The 15,113-nt window shown below is 69.9% G+C and carries 14 protein-coding genes and 1 pseudogene; 7 read left to right on the top strand and 8 right to left on the bottom strand.

The window, feature by feature from the left end:
• Positions 1-56: 56 nt before the first annotated feature.
• Together AC07EJ_RS16800 and AC07EJ_RS16795 are read right to left on the bottom strand one after the other, a co-directional pair.
• Entirely contained in the window at positions 57-1,019 is a 963-nt protein-coding gene (locus AC07EJ_RS16800) for a pirin family protein (RefSeq protein ID WP_389478999.1), read from the bottom strand.
• A gap of 119 nt (positions 1,020-1,138) precedes the next feature.
• A complete protein-coding gene (locus AC07EJ_RS16795; RefSeq protein WP_100596474.1) occupies positions 1,139-1,606 on the bottom strand; it encodes an SseB family protein in 468 nt (155 codons plus the stop codon).
• A gap of 175 nt (positions 1,607-1,781) precedes the next feature.
• Here AC07EJ_RS16795 and AC07EJ_RS16790 point away from each other — a divergent pair, with 175 nt between their 5' ends.
• On the top strand, positions 1,782-3,608 hold the full coding sequence (locus AC07EJ_RS16790) for an acyl-CoA dehydrogenase (protein WP_389478996.1): 1,827 nt from the start codon (positions 1,782-1,784) through the stop codon (positions 3,606-3,608).
• A gap of 133 nt (positions 3,609-3,741) precedes the next feature.
• On the top strand, positions 3,742-5,067 hold the full coding sequence (locus AC07EJ_RS16785) for a M18 family aminopeptidase (RefSeq protein WP_478884441.1): 1,326 nt from the start codon (positions 3,742-3,744) through the stop codon (positions 5,065-5,067).
• Between the two features lie 33 nt (positions 5,068-5,100).
• Here the strand turns inward: AC07EJ_RS16785 and AC07EJ_RS16780 are convergent, their stop codons facing one another.
• A complete protein-coding gene (locus AC07EJ_RS16780) occupies positions 5,101-6,906 on the bottom strand; it encodes a thioredoxin-like domain-containing protein (protein WP_478884440.1) in 1,806 nt (601 codons plus the stop codon).
• A gap of 107 nt (positions 6,907-7,013) precedes the next feature.
• On the opposite strand from AC07EJ_RS16780, the gene AC07EJ_RS16775 reads away from it, so the two are divergent.
• Both AC07EJ_RS16775 and AC07EJ_RS16770 read left to right on the top strand, forming a co-directional pair.
• Entirely contained in the window at positions 7,014-7,889 is an 876-nt protein-coding gene (locus tag AC07EJ_RS16775; protein WP_389478990.1) for a YhjD/YihY/BrkB family envelope integrity protein, read from the top strand.
• 42 nt (positions 7,890-7,931) lie between these two features.
• Complete coding sequence (locus AC07EJ_RS16770) at positions 7,932-8,426, top strand: LURP-one-related/scramblase family protein (RefSeq protein ID WP_389478988.1); 495 nt, start codon at positions 7,932-7,934, stop codon at positions 8,424-8,426.
• Between the two features lie 14 nt (positions 8,427-8,440).
• Here AC07EJ_RS16770 and AC07EJ_RS16765 read toward each other — a convergent pair whose 3' ends face one another.
• Positions 8,441-9,262: a carbon-nitrogen family hydrolase gene (locus AC07EJ_RS16765; RefSeq protein ID WP_389478986.1), complete on the bottom strand. Its 822-nt coding sequence runs from the start codon at positions 9,260-9,262 to the stop codon at positions 8,441-8,443.
• A 144-nt stretch (positions 9,263-9,406) separates the two neighbouring features.
• On the opposite strand from AC07EJ_RS16765, the gene AC07EJ_RS16760 reads away from it, so the two are divergent.
• Positions 9,407-10,231: a maleylpyruvate isomerase family mycothiol-dependent enzyme gene (locus tag AC07EJ_RS16760; RefSeq protein ID WP_389478984.1), complete on the top strand. Its 825-nt coding sequence runs from the start codon at positions 9,407-9,409 to the stop codon at positions 10,229-10,231.
• A gap of 144 nt (positions 10,232-10,375) precedes the next feature.
• Here the strand turns inward: AC07EJ_RS16760 and AC07EJ_RS16755 are convergent, their stop codons facing one another.
• Positions 10,376-11,680 (bottom strand): MFS transporter, encoded by a 1,305-nt coding sequence (locus AC07EJ_RS16755; RefSeq protein ID WP_389478982.1) that lies wholly within the window; start codon positions 11,678-11,680, stop codon positions 10,376-10,378.
• Positions 11,677-12,345: a GntR family transcriptional regulator gene (locus AC07EJ_RS16750; protein WP_389478980.1), complete on the bottom strand. Its 669-nt coding sequence runs from the start codon at positions 12,343-12,345 to the stop codon at positions 11,677-11,679. Before AC07EJ_RS16750 ends, AC07EJ_RS16755 begins: the two co-directional genes overlap by 4 nt.
• Before the next feature lie 195 nt (positions 12,346-12,540).
• Here AC07EJ_RS16750 and AC07EJ_RS16745 point away from each other — a divergent pair, with 195 nt between their 5' ends.
• Positions 12,541-13,434: a D-alanyl-D-alanine carboxypeptidase family protein gene (locus tag AC07EJ_RS16745; RefSeq protein WP_326774890.1), complete on the top strand. Its 894-nt coding sequence runs from the start codon at positions 12,541-12,543 to the stop codon at positions 13,432-13,434.
• Between the two features lie 109 nt (positions 13,435-13,543).
• On the opposite strand, the gene AC07EJ_RS16740 is transcribed toward AC07EJ_RS16745, so the two are convergent.
• Entirely contained in the window at positions 13,544-14,029 is a 486-nt protein-coding gene (locus AC07EJ_RS16740) for a hypothetical protein (protein WP_389478978.1), read from the bottom strand.
• 83 nt (positions 14,030-14,112) lie between these two features.
• A pseudogene (locus AC07EJ_RS16735) lies at positions 14,113-14,538 on the bottom strand (2-oxo acid dehydrogenase subunit E2); the annotation flags it as partial.
• Between the two features lie 121 nt (positions 14,539-14,659).
• Between AC07EJ_RS16735 and AC07EJ_RS16730 the strand changes: the two are divergent.
• Positions 14,660-15,073, top strand: coding sequence for a WXG100 family type VII secretion target (locus AC07EJ_RS16730; RefSeq protein ID WP_389478977.1), 414 nt, complete (start codon positions 14,660-14,662; stop codon positions 15,071-15,073).
• The last annotated feature ends 40 nt before the right edge of the window (positions 15,074-15,113 follow it).

Here is a 15,113-nt window from a genome sequence, read left to right as displayed (position 1 = left end):
GCGTGGCCCCGACCTTCCGGACGGGGCCACGCGGGTGACGGGCAATCAGATACCGCTTACGTGTGCGGGATCCGCTCTCCCGGGATGACGCCGAGGCGGCCCGCCTGGAAGTCGTCGAACGCCTGCTGGAGTTCGTCGCGGGTGTTCATGACGAACGGACCGTAGTGCGCCATCGGCTCCCGGATCGGGCGGCCGCCCAGGAGGACGACCTCGAGGTCCGGGGTGTGGGAGTCCTGCGTCTCGTCCGCGCGGACGGTCAGCGAGGAGCCCGCGCCGAAGACGGCGGTCTGGCCCATGTGGACCGGCCTGCGGTCGGTGCCGACGGTGCCGCGGCCGGCGAGGACGTAGGCGAGGCCGTTGAACTCCTCGCGCCACGGCAGCGTCAGCTCGGCGCCGGGGCGGACGGTCGCGTGGACCATCGTGATCGGCGTGTGCGTGACGCCGGGGCCGTCGTGGCCGTCGAGCTCACCGGCGATGACGCGCAGCAGCGCGCCGCCGTCGGCGGTGGTGAGGAGCTTGACCTGGCCACCGCGGATGTCCTGGTAGCGGGGGTCCTTCATCTTGTCGGCGGCCGGGAGGTTCACCCACAGCTGGAGTCCGTGGAAGAGCCCGCCGGACATGACGAGCGCCTCCGGCGGCGCCTCGATGTGCAGGAGGCCCGAGCCGGCCGTCATCCACTGGGTGTCGCCGTTGGTGATGGTGCCGCCGCCACCGTTGGAGTCCTGGTGAACGAAGGTGCCGTCGATGATGTAGGTGACGGTCTCGAAGCCACGGTGCGGGTGCCACGGCGTGCCCTTGGGCTCTCCGGGCGCGTACTCCACCTCGCCCATCTGGTCCATCATGATGAACGGGTCGAGGTACTTGTAGTTGATCCCGGCGAACGCTCGGCGCACCGGGAACCCCTCGCCCTCGAATCCGCTGGGCGCGGTCGTCACGGCCAGTACGGGCCGGGCGACGGCGTCGGCGGACGCGGCCACACGGGGCAGGGTCAGCGGGTTTTCGACGGTCACTGCAGGCATGTCGGGACCTCCTTGTGCTCCGAGTTTAGTTGAACGTAGAACTTTCTGCCACCTGGAACACGGAACGCCCGGAGGGAATTCCCTCCGGGCGTCTCGGGTGCCTGCCTGCGTGGCGGCGTCTAGCCATACATACGGCGCATCGCGAAGTCGACCATCTGCTCGACCGCCTTGGCGTCGAAGACCATCCGGTGCTCGCCCTCCATGTCGAGGACGAAGCCGTACCCGGTCGGGAGCAGGTCGATCACCTCGGCGCCGGTGATCACGAAATACTTGGACTCCTTGCCCGCGTACCTGCGCAGCTCCTTGAGCGAGGTGAACATCGGGATGACCGGCTGCTGGGTGTTGTGCAGCGCGAGGAAGCCCGGATTGTCGCCGCGCGGACAGTAGACCTTCGACGTGGCGAAGATCTGCTGGAAGTCCTCGGCGGACATCGAGCCCGTGGTGAAGGCGCGGACCGCGTCCGCCAGCGACGGAGGTGACGGCTCCGGATAGAGCGGCGGCGCCTGCTGGCCGTACCCGCCCTGCATGCCCTGCTGGGGCGGCGCGTACTGCTGCCCGGGTCCCGCGGTCTGGTCGTAGCCGTACATGAGGGCCAGACTACCGAGAGGGGGCCGGGCCGCGGGCGCCGTTAGACCCTGCTCACATTGGCGGATCAGGGGTTGCGCGTTATTACCGACGGGTAGCATCATCGTAGGCGCTTGCTACTTGCGAGTAGTGCGTGTTTACGAAGATCCCGCTTACCAGCCAAACGGAGCCGTCGCCATGGGGCACTACAAGTCGAATCTCCGCGACATCGAGTTCAACCTCTTCGAGGTACTCGGGCGCGACAAGCTGTACGGCAGCGGCCCGTTCGCGGAGATGGACGTCGACACCGCCAAGAGCATCCTCGACGAGGTCGCCCGCCTCGCCGAGAACGAGCTGGCCGAGTCCTTCACGGACGCCGACCGCAACCCGCCGGTCTTCGACCCGGAGACCAACACCGCTCCGGTACCGGCGAGCTTCAAGAAGTCGTACCAGGCCTTCATGGACTCCGAATACTGGCGCCTCGGCCTGCCCGAGGAGATCGGCGGCACCACCTCGCCGCGCTCCCTGATCTGGGCCTACGCGGAGCTGCTGCTCGGCTCCAACCCCGCGATCTGGATGTACTGCTCCGGCCCGGCGTTCGCCGGCATCCTCTTCGAGGAGGGCAACGAGGCGCAGAAGAAGGTCGCCGAGATCGCCGTCGAGAAGCAGTGGGGCTCGACGATGGTCCTGACCGAGCCGGACGCCGGTTCGGACGTGGGCGCCGGCCGCACCAAGGCCGTCCAGCAGGAGGACGGCTCCTGGCACATCGAGGGCGTGAAGCGCTTCATCACGTCCGGTGAGCACGACATGTCGGAGAACATCCTTCACTACGTGCTCGCGCGCCCCGAGGGCCACGGCCCCGGCACCAAGGGCCTCTCCCTCTTCCTGGTCCCCAAGTTCCACTTCGACTGGGAGACCGGCGAGCTGGGCGAGCGCAACGGCGTCTACGCGACGAACGTCGAGCACAAGATGGGCCTCAAGGCCTCCAACACGTGCGAGATGACGTTCGGCGACCAGCACCCCGCCAAGGGCTGGCTCATCGGCGACAAGCACGACGGCATCCGCCAGATGTTCCGCATCATCGAGTTCGCCCGCATGATGGTCGGCACGAAGGCGATCTCCACGCTGTCGACGGGCTACCTGAACGCCCTTGAGTACGCCAAGGAGCGCGTCCAGGGCCCCGACCTGGCCCAGTTCATGGACAAGACCGCCCCCAAGGTCACCATCACGCACCACCCGGACGTGCGCCGCTCGCTCATGACGCAGAAGGCGTACGCGGAGGGCATGCGCGCGCTCGTGCTGCACACCGCCGCCGTCCAGGACGACATCGCGGTCAAGGAGGCCACGGGCGAGGACGCGTCCCAGCTCCACGCCCTCAACGACCTCCTCCTGCCGATCGTGAAGGGCTACGGCTCGGAGAAGGCCTACGAGCAGCTCGCGCAGTCGCTCCAGACGTTCGGCGGCTCGGGTTACCTCCAGGAGTACCCGATCGAGCAGTACATCCGCGACGCCAAGATCGACACCCTCTACGAGGGCACCACCGCGATCCAGGGCCAGGACTTCTTCTTCCGGAAGATCGTCCGCAACCAGGGCGCCGCGCTCAACGGCCTCGCCGAGGAGATCAAGAAGTTCCTCGCGGTCGGCACGGGCGGCGAGGAGCTCGCCCCGGCCCGCGAGGCGCTCGCCAAGGCGGCCGTCGAACTGGAGGCCATCGTCGGCGTCATGTTGACCGACCTCGCGGCCACCGAGCAAGACACCAAGAACATCTACAAGGTGGGCCTCAACACCACCCGCCTGCTGCTCGCCTCCGGCGACGTGGTCGTCGGCTTCCTGCTGCTGCGCGGCGCGGCCGTCGCCGCCGAGAAGCTGGAGACCGCCTCCGCCAAGGACGTGGCCTTCTACCAGGGCAAGATCGCCGCCGCGAAGTTCTTCGCCGCGAACGTCCTGCCGGGCGTGGGCCTGGAGCGCCGTCTCTCCGAGAAGGTCGACCTCGACCTGATGGAGCTGGACGAGGCCGCGTTCTAGCCTCCGGCCTCCCTGTAGTCATCGGCGCCGCCACCCGGACACTTCCGGGTGGCGGCGCCGTCGTGTCGGGATCGGGCGAACCCCCGTGCGGACCCCCCGCGCGCCGGGCGCAGGGCTCGTTAGGCTGGCCCGCATGAGCAACCCCTCCCGCTTCGACCGCGGTCACACCGACGACCTGATGTCCTTCCTCGCGGCCAGCCCCTCGCCGTACCACGCCGTGGCGAACGCCGCCGCGCGCCTGGAGAAGGCCGGATTCCGCCAGGTCGCCGAGACCGACGCGTGGGACGGGTCCACGGGCGGCAAGTACGTGACGCGCGGCGGCGCGATCGTGGCGTGGTACGTCCCCGAGGGCGCCGCGCCGCACACCCCCTTCCGCATCGTCGGCGCGCACACCGACTCGCCGAACCTGCGGGTCAAGCCGCTGCCCGACATGGGCTCACAGGGCTGGCGGCAGGTCGCCGTCGAGATCTACGGCGGACCGCTCCTCAACTCCTGGCTCGACCGGGACCTCGGACTCGCGGGCCGGCTCACGCTGCGTGGGGGCATCTCCCAGGCTTTCGGCTCTGGGGGAGGGTCGACGCGGCTCGTGAACGTCGACCGGGCGCTGCTGCGCGTGCCGCAGCTCGCCATCCACATGGACCGCTCCGTCCACACCGACGGCCTCAAGCTCGACAAGCAGAAGCACATGCAGCCCATCTGGGGCCTGGGCGACGACGTCCACGAGGGCGGCCTGATCCGCTTCCTGGAGGAGGAGTACGGGCTCGCCGAGGGCGACGTCACGGGCTGGGACCTGATGACGCACCCCATCGAGCCGCCCTCCTACCTCGGCCGCGACAAGGAGCTCGTCGCCGGGCCCCGCATGGACAACCTCCTGTCCGTGCACGCGGGAACGGCCGCACTCGCCGCCGTCTCCGCCTCCGACGACCTCCCGTACATCCCGGTCCTCGCCGCCTTCGACCACGAGGAGAACGGGTCGCAGTCCGACACCGGCGCCGACGGGCCGCTGCTCGGCGGCGTCCTGGAGCGTTCGGTGTTCGCGCGCGGAGGCTCTTACGAGGACAAGGCCCGCGCCTTCGCCGGGACGGTGTGCCTGTCGTCCGACACCGGGCACGCCGTGCACCCCAACTACGCCGAGCGCCACGACCCCACCCACCACCCGCGCGCCGGCGGCGGTCCCATCCTCAAGGTCAACGTCAACAACCGCTACGCCACCGACGGTTCGGGCCGCGCCGTGTTCGCCGCCGCCTGCGAGAAGGCCGGCGTCCCCTTCCAGTCGTTCGTCTCCAACAACGCCATGCCCTGCGGCACCACGATCGGCCCGATCACGGCCGCCCGGCACGGCATCAAGACCGTCGACATCGGCGTGGCGATCCTGTCCATGCACAGCGTCCGCGAACTGTGCGCCGCCGACGACCCGTTCCTCCTCGCCAACGCGCTCGCGGCGTTCCTGGAGGGCTGACCGGCCGCACCGGTCAGCCCCCGACAGCCCGGGTCAGCCCCGGTCGTCCAGGCCCGCGAGCACCAGCGGCAGCCGGTCCGCGCCACCCTCGGTGAGCCGGACCGGCACGCCCCAGTCCTGCTGGTGGACGTGGCAGGCCGGGTACTCGTTGGCCGGGTCGTCGTCGCACGAGGCGGCCATCGCCGACACATGCAGGACGCCTTCCGTGACCTCCGGGTTCAGGACCAGCTCGCGCGTCAGGTCCGAGTCCGCCCCGTCCCCCGCGACCAGCAGCTCGGGCGGGGTGGAGGAGACCAGGAGCCGGGTCGAGGGCCCGTACCGCGTGTCGAGCTTCTGACCCGCCGGTGCCTGGAAGATCACGTCCAACTGGAGCTTGCCCGCGGCGACTTCGGTCGCCGCGCGCTGCGTCCGGTGCGCGACCGACTCGACCCGCACGGCCTCCTCCGGAAGCCGCAGCCGCGTCAGCCGGTGCCGCGCCGACTCCACCACGACGATCTCTGGAACGTCGTCCCCCACGAGCACGGCGTCGCTCGGCTCCCGCAGATCCGTCGCCAGCGTGGTGACCTCACCGGTCGCCGGGTCGTAGCGGCGCAGGGCGTGGTTGTACGTGTCCGAGACGGCGACCGAGCCGTCCGGCAGGGCGGTCACGCCCAACGGGTGCTGGAACAGGGCCTGTTCGGCGGCGCCGTCCCGGTGCCCGAAGTCGAAGAGACCCGTACCGACCGCCGTGTGCACGGCGCCGTCCAGGTCGACGTACCGCAGCGCGGACGTCTCCGAGTCGGCCACCCACAGCCGCTCCTCGGTCGCCGCGAGCCCGGACGGCTGCGCGAACCACGCCTCGGCCCCCGGCCCGTCGACGAGCCCTTCGTTCGTCGTCCCCGCCGCCACGGCGACCCGCTCCGTCTGCGGGTCGTACGTCCACAGCTGGTGCACGCCCGCCATGGCGATCCACACCTTGCCGCCGAAGACGGCGACGTCCCACGGTGAGGACAGCGACACCTCAAGGGCGGGGCCGTCGGTCGGCGCGCCCTGCCACCACTGCTTGCCGGTGCCCGCGAGCGTCGTGACGTCCCCGCTCGCGAGGTCCACGGCCTTCAGCGAGTGATGCACCGTGTCGGCCACGACGACGGTCGCGTCGTCGAGCAGCGCGAGGCCCTGCGGCTCGTTGAATTCGCCGGGCGAGCCGATCCGCCGCACGACGCTCTCGCCGTCCGCGGCCAGCTCGACGAGCTGGTGCCGGGTCGTGTCGGAGACCAGGAAGTTCCCGGACGGCAGCACGAGCGCCTTGCCCGGGAACCGCAGATCCGTCGCGACCGGCTCGGGCGCGACATACGGACCGTCGCCGCGGCGCAGCGTCCCCTTCGCCCCGTGCTCGGCCTCCAGCTGCTCGACCAGCTGCTCGATGGCGTGGGCGTGCCCCTCACCGGCGTGCTGCGCGACGACGTACCCCTCGGGGTCGATCACCGCGAGCGTGGGCCAGGCCCGCACGGCGTACTGCTTCCAGGTCGCCAGCTCGGGGTCGTCGAGGACGGGGTGCTCGACGTTGTACCGCTCGACGGCGTCGACCACGGCGGCGTGCTCGGCCTCGTGCACGAACTTCGGCGAGTGCACCCCGACGATCACGACGGTGTCGCGGTGCTTCTCCTCGAGCTCACGCAGCTCGTCGAGGACGTGCAGACAATTCACGCAACAAAATGTCCAGAAATCCAGAATGACGATGCGTCCCCGCAAATCGGCCAGGGTGTACTGCTTACCGCCCGTATTGAGCCAGCCGCCCTTGCCGATGAGCTCGGGGGCACGGACACGGGCGCGACGGGGTGCGGGGTCGACATCGTTCATGGTTCAAGGGTGCCACTAGGCATGGGCGAGGGTGTCACCAGGCGAGCGGGTGCCCGGCGGCGCGTCTGCGGGCGGAGTGGGCGGCGCGTGACCGACGCTTGGCAGCTATGAGGGACGACAGCGCGCGCGGCGGTCTCACCGGAACTCTGGCCAAGGTCACGCGGTGGGGCGCCGCGCGGGCCGGTGAGCTGCGGGAGCGGCTGCCGTTCATCACGCGCCTGACCCGGCAGATGGTGGACGTGAGTCTCCTCGACTCCTCGACGCGGCTGGCCGCGCAGGCCTTTCTGACGGCGGTCCCCGTGCTCTTCGTCGTCGCCGCGTTCGCCCCGTCCGCCGTACGGGACCGCCTCGTCGAGTCGGCCACCTACGCGCTCGGCCTGTCCGGCGCCGCCCTCGCCCAGGTCCAGCAGGTGTTCGCGGCGCCCGACGACACCACGCGCGACACATCGGGGGCCGTCGGAGTCCTCGTCACCCTCCTGTCGGCGACCTCGTGCAGCCGCGCCCTGCAACGCGTGTGCGAGCGCTCCTGGCACGTACCGCCCGCGGGCCTGCGCCTCATCGCGTGGCGGTGGCTGGTGTGGCTGCTCGTGTGGCTGGCCGCGCTCGTGGTCCAGGGGCTGCTGCACGACGGGTTCGGGCTGGGCCGGTGGCTCGGCCTGCTGCTGTCGTTCGTGTCGAGCACCCTGCTGTGGTGGTGGACGCAACATCTGCTGCTCGGCAGCCGCGTCGGGTGGCTGCCGCTGCTGCCGGGCGCCGTCCTGACCGGCACGGGCGTGGTCGCCCTCGCCTGGGCGTCGCGCTTCTACCTGCCGCGCACGCTGAACCGCTCAGTGAACGAGTTCGGCCCCCTGGGCCTCGTCTTCACGCTCCTCTCGTGGCTCATCGCGCTGTTCACGGTCGTGTGCGTCGGGATCGCCACGGGGTACGTCCTCGCCCATGAGCCGCCCCTCGCCCGCCGCCTCGGGACGCCGCCGCCCGGGTGAGGGGGGAGAGTCCTCCCGCGCGAGCTGGGCACCCTTCGACGTATGAGATACGAAGTTCGAGAGCGGCTCTTCGCGGTGGGCGAGGACTACTGGATCGAGGACGAGCAGGGCCACAAGGCCTTCCTCGTCGACGGCAAGGCGATGCGCCTGCGGGACACCTTCCAGCTGAAGGGGCCCGACGGGCGGGTGCTCATCGACATCCACGAGAAGATGTTCGCCCTGCGCGACACGATGGTCATCGAACGAGGCGACGAGGCCCTCGCCAAGATCAAGCGCAAGCGCCTGTCGCTGCTGCGGAACCACTACCGGGTCGAGCTGATCGACGGCACCGAACTCGACGTCAGCGGAAAGATCCTGGACCGCGAGTTCGTCGTCGAGTACGACGGCGAGATGCTCGCCCACATCTCGCGCCGCTGGCTCCGGGTGCGCGACACGTACGGCGTCGACGTCATCCGCGAGGACGCAGACCCGGCGCTGATCATCGCCGTCGCGGTGTGCGTGATCCACCTGGCGGAGAAGGAGCGGGGGGACGGCTGACGGCTGACGGCCCCTCACCGCCGAGGCGGCTCCAGCCCCAGCCGGCGGTCCTTGAGCGCCGGGAACCGCTCGCGGGTCCCGGCGACGGCCGCCGCGTCGAACTCGACGGTGAGGACCTCCTCGCCGGCCCCCGCCTCCGCGACGATCTGGCCCCAGGGGTCCACGACGACGCTGTGCCCGGCCTGCGGCACCCCCGCGTGCGTACCGGCGGTGCCGCAGGCCAGTACGTACGCCTGGTTCTCGACGGCGCGCGCCTGGGCGAGCAGCGTCCAGTGCGCGCGGCGCCGCTCGGGCCAGCCCGCGGAGACGAGGAAGGTCTCGGCGCCCCGGTCGACCAGGCCCCGGTACAGCTCGGGGAAGCGCAGGTCGTAGCAGGTGGTGACGCCGAGGACGGTCTCCGGCAGGCGTACGGTGACGAGTTCCTCGCCCGCGCTCATCAGCACGGCCTCGCCCTTGTCGAAGCCGAAGCGGTGGATCTTGCGGTAGGCGGCGGCGAGTTCGCCGTCCGGGGAGAAGACGAGCGCGGTGTTGTAGAGCGGTCCATCCCCCGCTGCGGAGCCGCTGTCGGACACTGCGCGCTCGGGGATCGTGCCCGCGTGCAGCCAGACGCCGGCGTCGCTCGCGGCCTTCGCCATCGCCTCGTACGTCGGGCCCTCCAGGGGCTCCGCCTCGGTCGCGAAGGCCTCGTAGGCGAAAGCGCCGGTGGTCCACAGCTCGGGGAGGACCACGAGGTCGGCGGACCCGGCTTGATCCCGCACCATCGAAGCGGCGCGCAGCCGACGGGAATTGGGCGATTCGTCATCATCTACACGGATCTGGATGAGCGAGGCGCGCACACTACCACCGTCCTGGCATTCGAGCCGTCCACACGGGCCTACGATCGTCACACGAAAGCACTGCCGGGGTGCCTGCCCGCAGCGTAACTTAACGTTCCAAGACACCCACTGCCCGCGCCACAACCGCCCGAGGGGTCCCGTTCCGTGAGTCTCCACCCCAGTCTTCAGTCCTACGCCGATGCCTGGACCCATTCCATCGAAGCGATATCCGAGCTGGTGACGCCCCTGGTGGAGGGCGAATGGAACCGGGCCACGCCATGCCCCGGCTGGTCGGTGCGGGACATCGTCTCCCACGTCATCGGCCTCGACTGCGAGATGCTCGGTGACCCGCGGCCCATCCACACGCTGCCGCGCGACCTCTACCACGTGCAGAACGAGCACCAGCGGTACATGGAGATGCAGGTCGACGTGCGGCGCCACCACACGGCGCCCGAGATGACGTCCGAGCTGGAGTACACGATCATCCGGCGCTCCCGGCAGCTGCGCAACGAGTCGCGTGAGCCGGCCGCGATGGTGCGCGGGCCGCTCGGCACGGAGGAGACCCTCGAATTCGCCATGCGCAAGCGGGCGTTCGACGTATGGGTGCACGAGCAGGACCTGCGCGTGGCCACCGGCCGGCCGGGCAACCTCGATTCGCCGGGCGCCTACGTCACGCGCGACATGCTGCTGGCCGTGCTGCCCAAGGTCGTCGCGAAGGACGCGTCGGCACCGGCGAACTCGGCGGTGGTCTTCGATGTGCACGGGCCGGTCGAGTTCCTGCGCACGGTGCGCGTCGACGCGGACGGGCGCGGCACGATCGACGGCGCCCCGTCGCTGGGCCCGGCCGCCACGCTCTCCCTCGACTGGGAGACGTACGTCAGGCTGGCCTGCGGCCGTGTGACGCCCGACGCGGTGTCCGACCGGATCAAGACCGAGGGCGACCTGGACCTCGCCCAGGCGATCCTGAACTCGCTGTCCACGACGCCGTAGCCCGTCACTTCCTGCCCCCCGCTGTGGGCAGGCGTTCCGCACGGGGCGATGGGGGTCCCCCCCTGCTCGAGCGAAGCCGAGAGCTTGGGGGAGGGTGGGCACAGCCCTCGGTGCCGCGCAACGGCATTCGAGGGCCCACCCACATCAAGCGGGCACGTGCACCGTCTCCACCCGGCTGGCCACAAGCCGCTCCCGTTCGCGCCGGTCCGCGCGTCGGCGCAGCCGCAGGATCTGGCTCACCCCGAGCGCCTCGAGCACGAACACCGCGGAGAACGCGATCCGGTAGTTGTCGCCGGTCGCGTCCAGCAGGACCCCGATCGCGAAGAGCGTCGTCATCGACGCGACGAACCCGCCCATGTTGACGATCCCGGACGCGGTGCCCTGCCGCTCCGGCGGGTTCGCCGGACGCGCGAAGTCGAACCCGATCATGGACGCGGGCCCGCACGCCCCGAGCACGACGCACAGCATGACCAGCAGCCACATCGGCGCATGGTCCCCCGGGTAGGCGATCGTCACGGCCCACATCACCGCCGTACCGGCGACCGTGCCGAGCGCGAGCGGCAGCCGGGCCGTGTGGTGCCGGGCCACGATCTGCCCGTAGACGAGCCCGATCAGCATGTTGGACAGCACGACGAGGGTGAGCAGTTCACCGGCGGTCCCGCGCGAGAGGCCCTGCGCCTCCACCAGGAACGGCAGGCCCCACAGCAGCAGGAACACCATCGCCGGGAACTGCGTCGTGAAGTGCACCCACAGGCCGAGCCGCGTCCCCGGCTCGCGCCAGGACGCGAGGATCTGTCCGCGCACGAAGGCCCCGCCGGTGTGCCGCACGGGCTCCGGCTCGAAGCCTTCCGGGTGGTCCTTGAGGAAGAGCAGCATCAGGACGAGGACGACGACACCGGCGAGCGCGCTGCCGGCGAACGCGGCCTCCCAGCCGACGCCGTGCAGCAGCCGGGCGATCACGAGCGTCGACACGAGGTTGCCGGCCATGCCGACGAGTCCCGCGAGCTGCGCGACCAGCGGCCCGCGCCGGGCGGGGAACCAGCGCGTGCCGAGCCGCAGGACGCTGATGAACGTCATCGCGTCGCCGCAGCCGAGCAGCGCGCGCGAGACGAGGGCCGTCCCGTACGAGGGCGAGAACGCGAAGCCGAGCTGGCCGATGGTGAAGAGGACGACGCCGATCGTCAGGACCCGCTTGGTGCCGAGCCGGTCGACCATCAGGCCGACGGGTATCTGCATGCCCGCGTACACGAGCAGCTGGAGGATCGAGAACGTGGACAGCGCCGAGGCGTTGATGTGGAAGCGTTCGACGGCGTCGAGGCCCGCGACGCCCAGCGAGGTGCGGAAGATGACGGCGACGAAGTAGACCGCGACGCCTATGGACCAGACGCCCATGGCCCTGCGGCCGCCGGGCGGGTCCCCGGGCAGCGTCGCGGTGCCTGCGGAGCTCATCGGACCTCGCCCCGCGCCAGGTTCGAGAACCAGCCGACGTGGCGGCGGACGACGGTGACGGCGGCCTCGGCGTCGCCCGCGCGCAGCGCGTCGAGGATTTCCTCGTGCTCGGTGAGTGTCTTGGCGATCCGGTCCGGGTGCGAGTGCATCACGGCGACGCCCATTCTCAGCTGACGGTCGCGCAGCTGGTCGTAGAGGCGGGAGAGGATCGCGTTGCCTCCGCTGCGGACGATCTCGGCGTGGAAGCAGCGGTCGGTGCCGGCCGCGTCGGCCAGCTCGCCCGCCGCGGCCTGGGTCTGCTGGAGCGAGAGCAGTTCCTCCAGGCGGGCGATCAGGCTCGCGGACGCGGGGACCGCCTTGCGTACGGAGTGCTCCTCGACGAGGAGGCGGGTCTCGACGACGTCCGCGATCTCCTGCGCGGAGACGGCCAGGACCAGGGCGCCCTTCTTCGGGTAGAGCTTGATCAGCCCCTCGACCTCCAGCTTGAGCAGCGCCTCGCGCACCGGGGTGCGGGAGACCCCGACGGCCTCGGCGAGCTCGCCCTCGGTGAGCAACGTCCCGCCCTCGTAGCGGCGTTCGAGGACGCTGCGCTTGACGTGGTCGTAGACGCGGTCGGCCGCCGGTGGTCGCTTGACGGCGGCGGGGGACGGGGGAGCTGAAGGCATGCGCACATCATAGATACAACACGTACGCATCGTCGGCGGCCGTCCAGGATGCGGACGCGACGCCCCCGAATGGCTGGGGCCGCTCCCTGGCCATAAATACTGCGCAATACGGCACATCCATCCGCCGCACTCGTGAGTCTCTTCAGCGAGCGGCCCTCATGCGGCCGCATTCCAGGGGCATTTGGAGCGTTCAACTTGAAAACCCGCATCAAGGGCATTCGCCGCGTAACCGCCGCCGCCACCGTGACCGCCGGTGCGGTCCTGGCGAGCGGGGTCTTCGCCACCTCCGCACAGGCGGCCACGCTGCCCACCCCCACGATCGTCGCCAAGGGCGGCTACGTGATGAACAACGGGACCGGTACAAGCCTGTTCACCAAGGCCGCCGACACCCGCCGGTCCACCGGCTCCACCACCAAGATCATGACCGCGAAGGTCGTCCTGGCGCAGTCGAACCTGAACCTGGACTCCAAGGTCACGATCCAGAAGGCGTACAGCGACTACATCGTCGCGAAGAACGCGTCGTCGGCCCGCCTGATCGTCGGCGACAAGGTCACCGTCCGCCAGCTCCTTTACGGGCTCATGCTCCCGTCCGGCTGCGACGCCGCGTACGCCCTGGCCGACAAGTTCGGCTCCGGCAGCACGCGCGCCGCCCGCGTGAAGTCCTTCATCGGCAAGATGAACAAGGCCGCCACGGACATGGGCCTGAAGAACACGCACTTCGACTCGTTCGACGGCATCGGCAGCGGGTCGAACTACTCGACGCCGCGCGACCTGACGAAGATCGCGTCGTCCGCGATGAAGAACTCCACGTTCCGCTCGGTCGTGAAGACGACGTCGACGAAGCAGAAGGTCACCACGAAGAGCGGCGGCTACCGCTACATGTCGTGGTCCAACACGAACAACCTGCTCGGCAGCTACTCCGGCACCATCGGCGTCAAGACCGGCTCGGGCCCCGAGGCCAAGTACTGCCTGGTCTTCGCCGCCACCCGCAACGGCAAGACGGTCATCGGCACGGTCCTCGCCTCCTCCTCGGTCACGAACCGCACGGCGGACGCGAAGAAGCTGATGGACTACGGCTTCAAGAAGTAGTCCTCGACAGCTCAATGAATGAATGAGGGGCCCGCCGCATGCCGCGGCGGGCCCTTCGCGCTTGCTTCCCGTCTTCCTGGCGGGGGGGTGGTGTTCGTGCTCGCCGGGTCTAGATCCTGTTGATCCGCCAGGCGATCACCCCGGACGAGCGTTTCTTCCCGGAGATGTCGAGGCGCATTGTCCGGGCGGGCGCGGTGAAGCGCTGGAGCACGACAGATGTGTCGCAGGAGATGACTTTGGTGACGGCGCCCGCTTCGGTGGTGAAGATGGCTTCGGCGTCCCCAAGGCCCGCGCAGCTGACGGCCAGTCGGTAGTGCCGGCCGTGGTCCACGGTCGGCCGTGAGTGCACCCCGTCCGCGACGCTCTCGACCCCGCCTTCCAGGAGTGTGCCGTCGTCCGCCGCTGCGGCGATGGCGGCCTGAGCCTGAGTGGTGAGCTTCTTCTGGCCACCGGCATCCGGGGTACGCGCGCTGTGGGAGGCCGACCGCTCGCGTTCCGGCGTGCCACCGTCGCTGGTACAGGAGACCAGCAGGAGAGCGGGAGCGACAGCACAATCCACCAGCCACCTGCGGCGCAGCCTGAGGTGTCGCGTCACGACGAGGTCTCCGTGTATTTCCATCGCGGCCTGAATACGCCACACGGGGCCGTACCCCTCAGGGACGGCCCCGTGCTGTTCGCTCACGCCCAGGTGATCAGCCGCTTGGGCTGCTCAAGAATCGCCGCCACGTCCGCCAGGACCTTCGAGCCCAGCTCTCCGTCCACCAGACGGTGGTCGAAGGACAGGGCCAAGGTCGTGACCTGACGGGGCTTCACCTTGCCCTTGTGGACCCACGGCTGGAGCTTGATCGCTCCGACGGCGAGGATCGCCGACTCGCCGGGGTTCAGGATCGGGGTGCCCGTGTCGACGCCGAAGACGCCGACGTTCGTGATCGTCACCGTGCCGCCCTGCATGGCGCCCGGCGACGTCTTGCCCTCGCGGGCCGTGGCCACCAACTCGCCCAGTGACGACGCCAGTTCGGGCAGGGTCTTGGCGTGCGCGTCCTTGATGTTCGGCACGATCAGACCGCGCGGCGTGGCGGCGGCGATGCCCAGATTCACGTAGTGCCCGCCTCCGGCGCAGAACAAGCCACTTATGCGTTGAGTCCGTAACGGCATCCCTGACCGTGTCCCGAACGGTCGTACGATGAAAACCAAGTTGCCAACGTGACGAGGGGGAACGGCGCGCATGGGCGATCAGACGGGTGAACACCGGGATCTCCAGGTTTCCGACTCTGGACTGAAAAAGCTCGCCGAGGATCTCCACGATATGCAGGACCACCTGACCAAGCAGGTCGAGCGCATGGACACGGTCGTCGACAGCATCGAGGCCGGCTGGCACGGCCCTGCGGCCAAGACGTACCGGAAGTTCCATCGCGCGGCGGCGGAGGACGCCGTACGCATCCGTGAAGTGATGGAGTTCCTGGAACAGGCGGTGCGGATGAGCCGAGGCGGGTTCTCCGAGCTGGAGCTGGACACCCTGGAGAAGTTCCGCAGGATCCAGGTCGCCACGGACATCACAAGCGAGGTGGACAAGCTCTCTACCCCGAACCCGGCCGCGGAGGAGTCCGCGCGCCCGCGCAGCGGCCTCGACGCGATGTGACCCCTCGCGCGCCCGCGACCAGCAACGAATCCACCACACG

This window comes from Streptomyces sp. NPDC045026, from assembly GCF_056432625.1.
Note: the sequence above shows the minus strand (reverse complement) of the source record. Positions and strands in the feature narration are given on the sequence as shown.

Bases quoted from the DNA above. Each gene is read 5' to 3' on its own strand.
- AC07EJ_RS16795 (WP_100596474.1), bottom strand. From the start codon at position 1,606: ATGTACGGCTACGACCAGACCGCGGGACCCGGGCAGCAGTACGCGCCG.
- AC07EJ_RS16755 (WP_389478982.1), bottom strand. From the start codon at position 11,680: ATGAGCTCCGCAGGCACCGCGACGCTGCCCGGGGACCCGCCCGGCGGC.
- AC07EJ_RS16780 (WP_478884440.1), bottom strand. From the start codon at position 6,906: ATGAACGATGTCGACCCCGCACCCCGTCGCGCCCGTGTCCGTGCCCCC.
- AC07EJ_RS16800 (WP_389478999.1), bottom strand. From the start codon at position 1,019: ATGCCTGCAGTGACCGTCGAAAACCCGCTGACCCTGCCCCGTGTGGCC.
- AC07EJ_RS16785 (WP_478884441.1), top strand. From the start codon at position 3,742: ATGAGCAACCCCTCCCGCTTCGACCGCGGTCACACCGACGACCTGATG.
- AC07EJ_RS16750 (WP_389478980.1), bottom strand. From the start codon at position 12,345: ATGCCTTCAGCTCCCCCGTCCCCCGCCGCCGTCAAGCGACCACCGGCG.
- AC07EJ_RS16790 (WP_389478996.1), top strand. From the start codon at position 1,782: ATGGGGCACTACAAGTCGAATCTCCGCGACATCGAGTTCAACCTCTTC.
- AC07EJ_RS16730 (WP_389478977.1), top strand. From the start codon at position 14,660: ATGGGCGATCAGACGGGTGAACACCGGGATCTCCAGGTTTCCGACTCT.
- AC07EJ_RS16770 (WP_389478988.1), top strand. From the start codon at position 7,932: ATGAGATACGAAGTTCGAGAGCGGCTCTTCGCGGTGGGCGAGGACTAC.
- AC07EJ_RS16775 (WP_389478990.1), top strand. From the start codon at position 7,014: ATGAGGGACGACAGCGCGCGCGGCGGTCTCACCGGAACTCTGGCCAAG.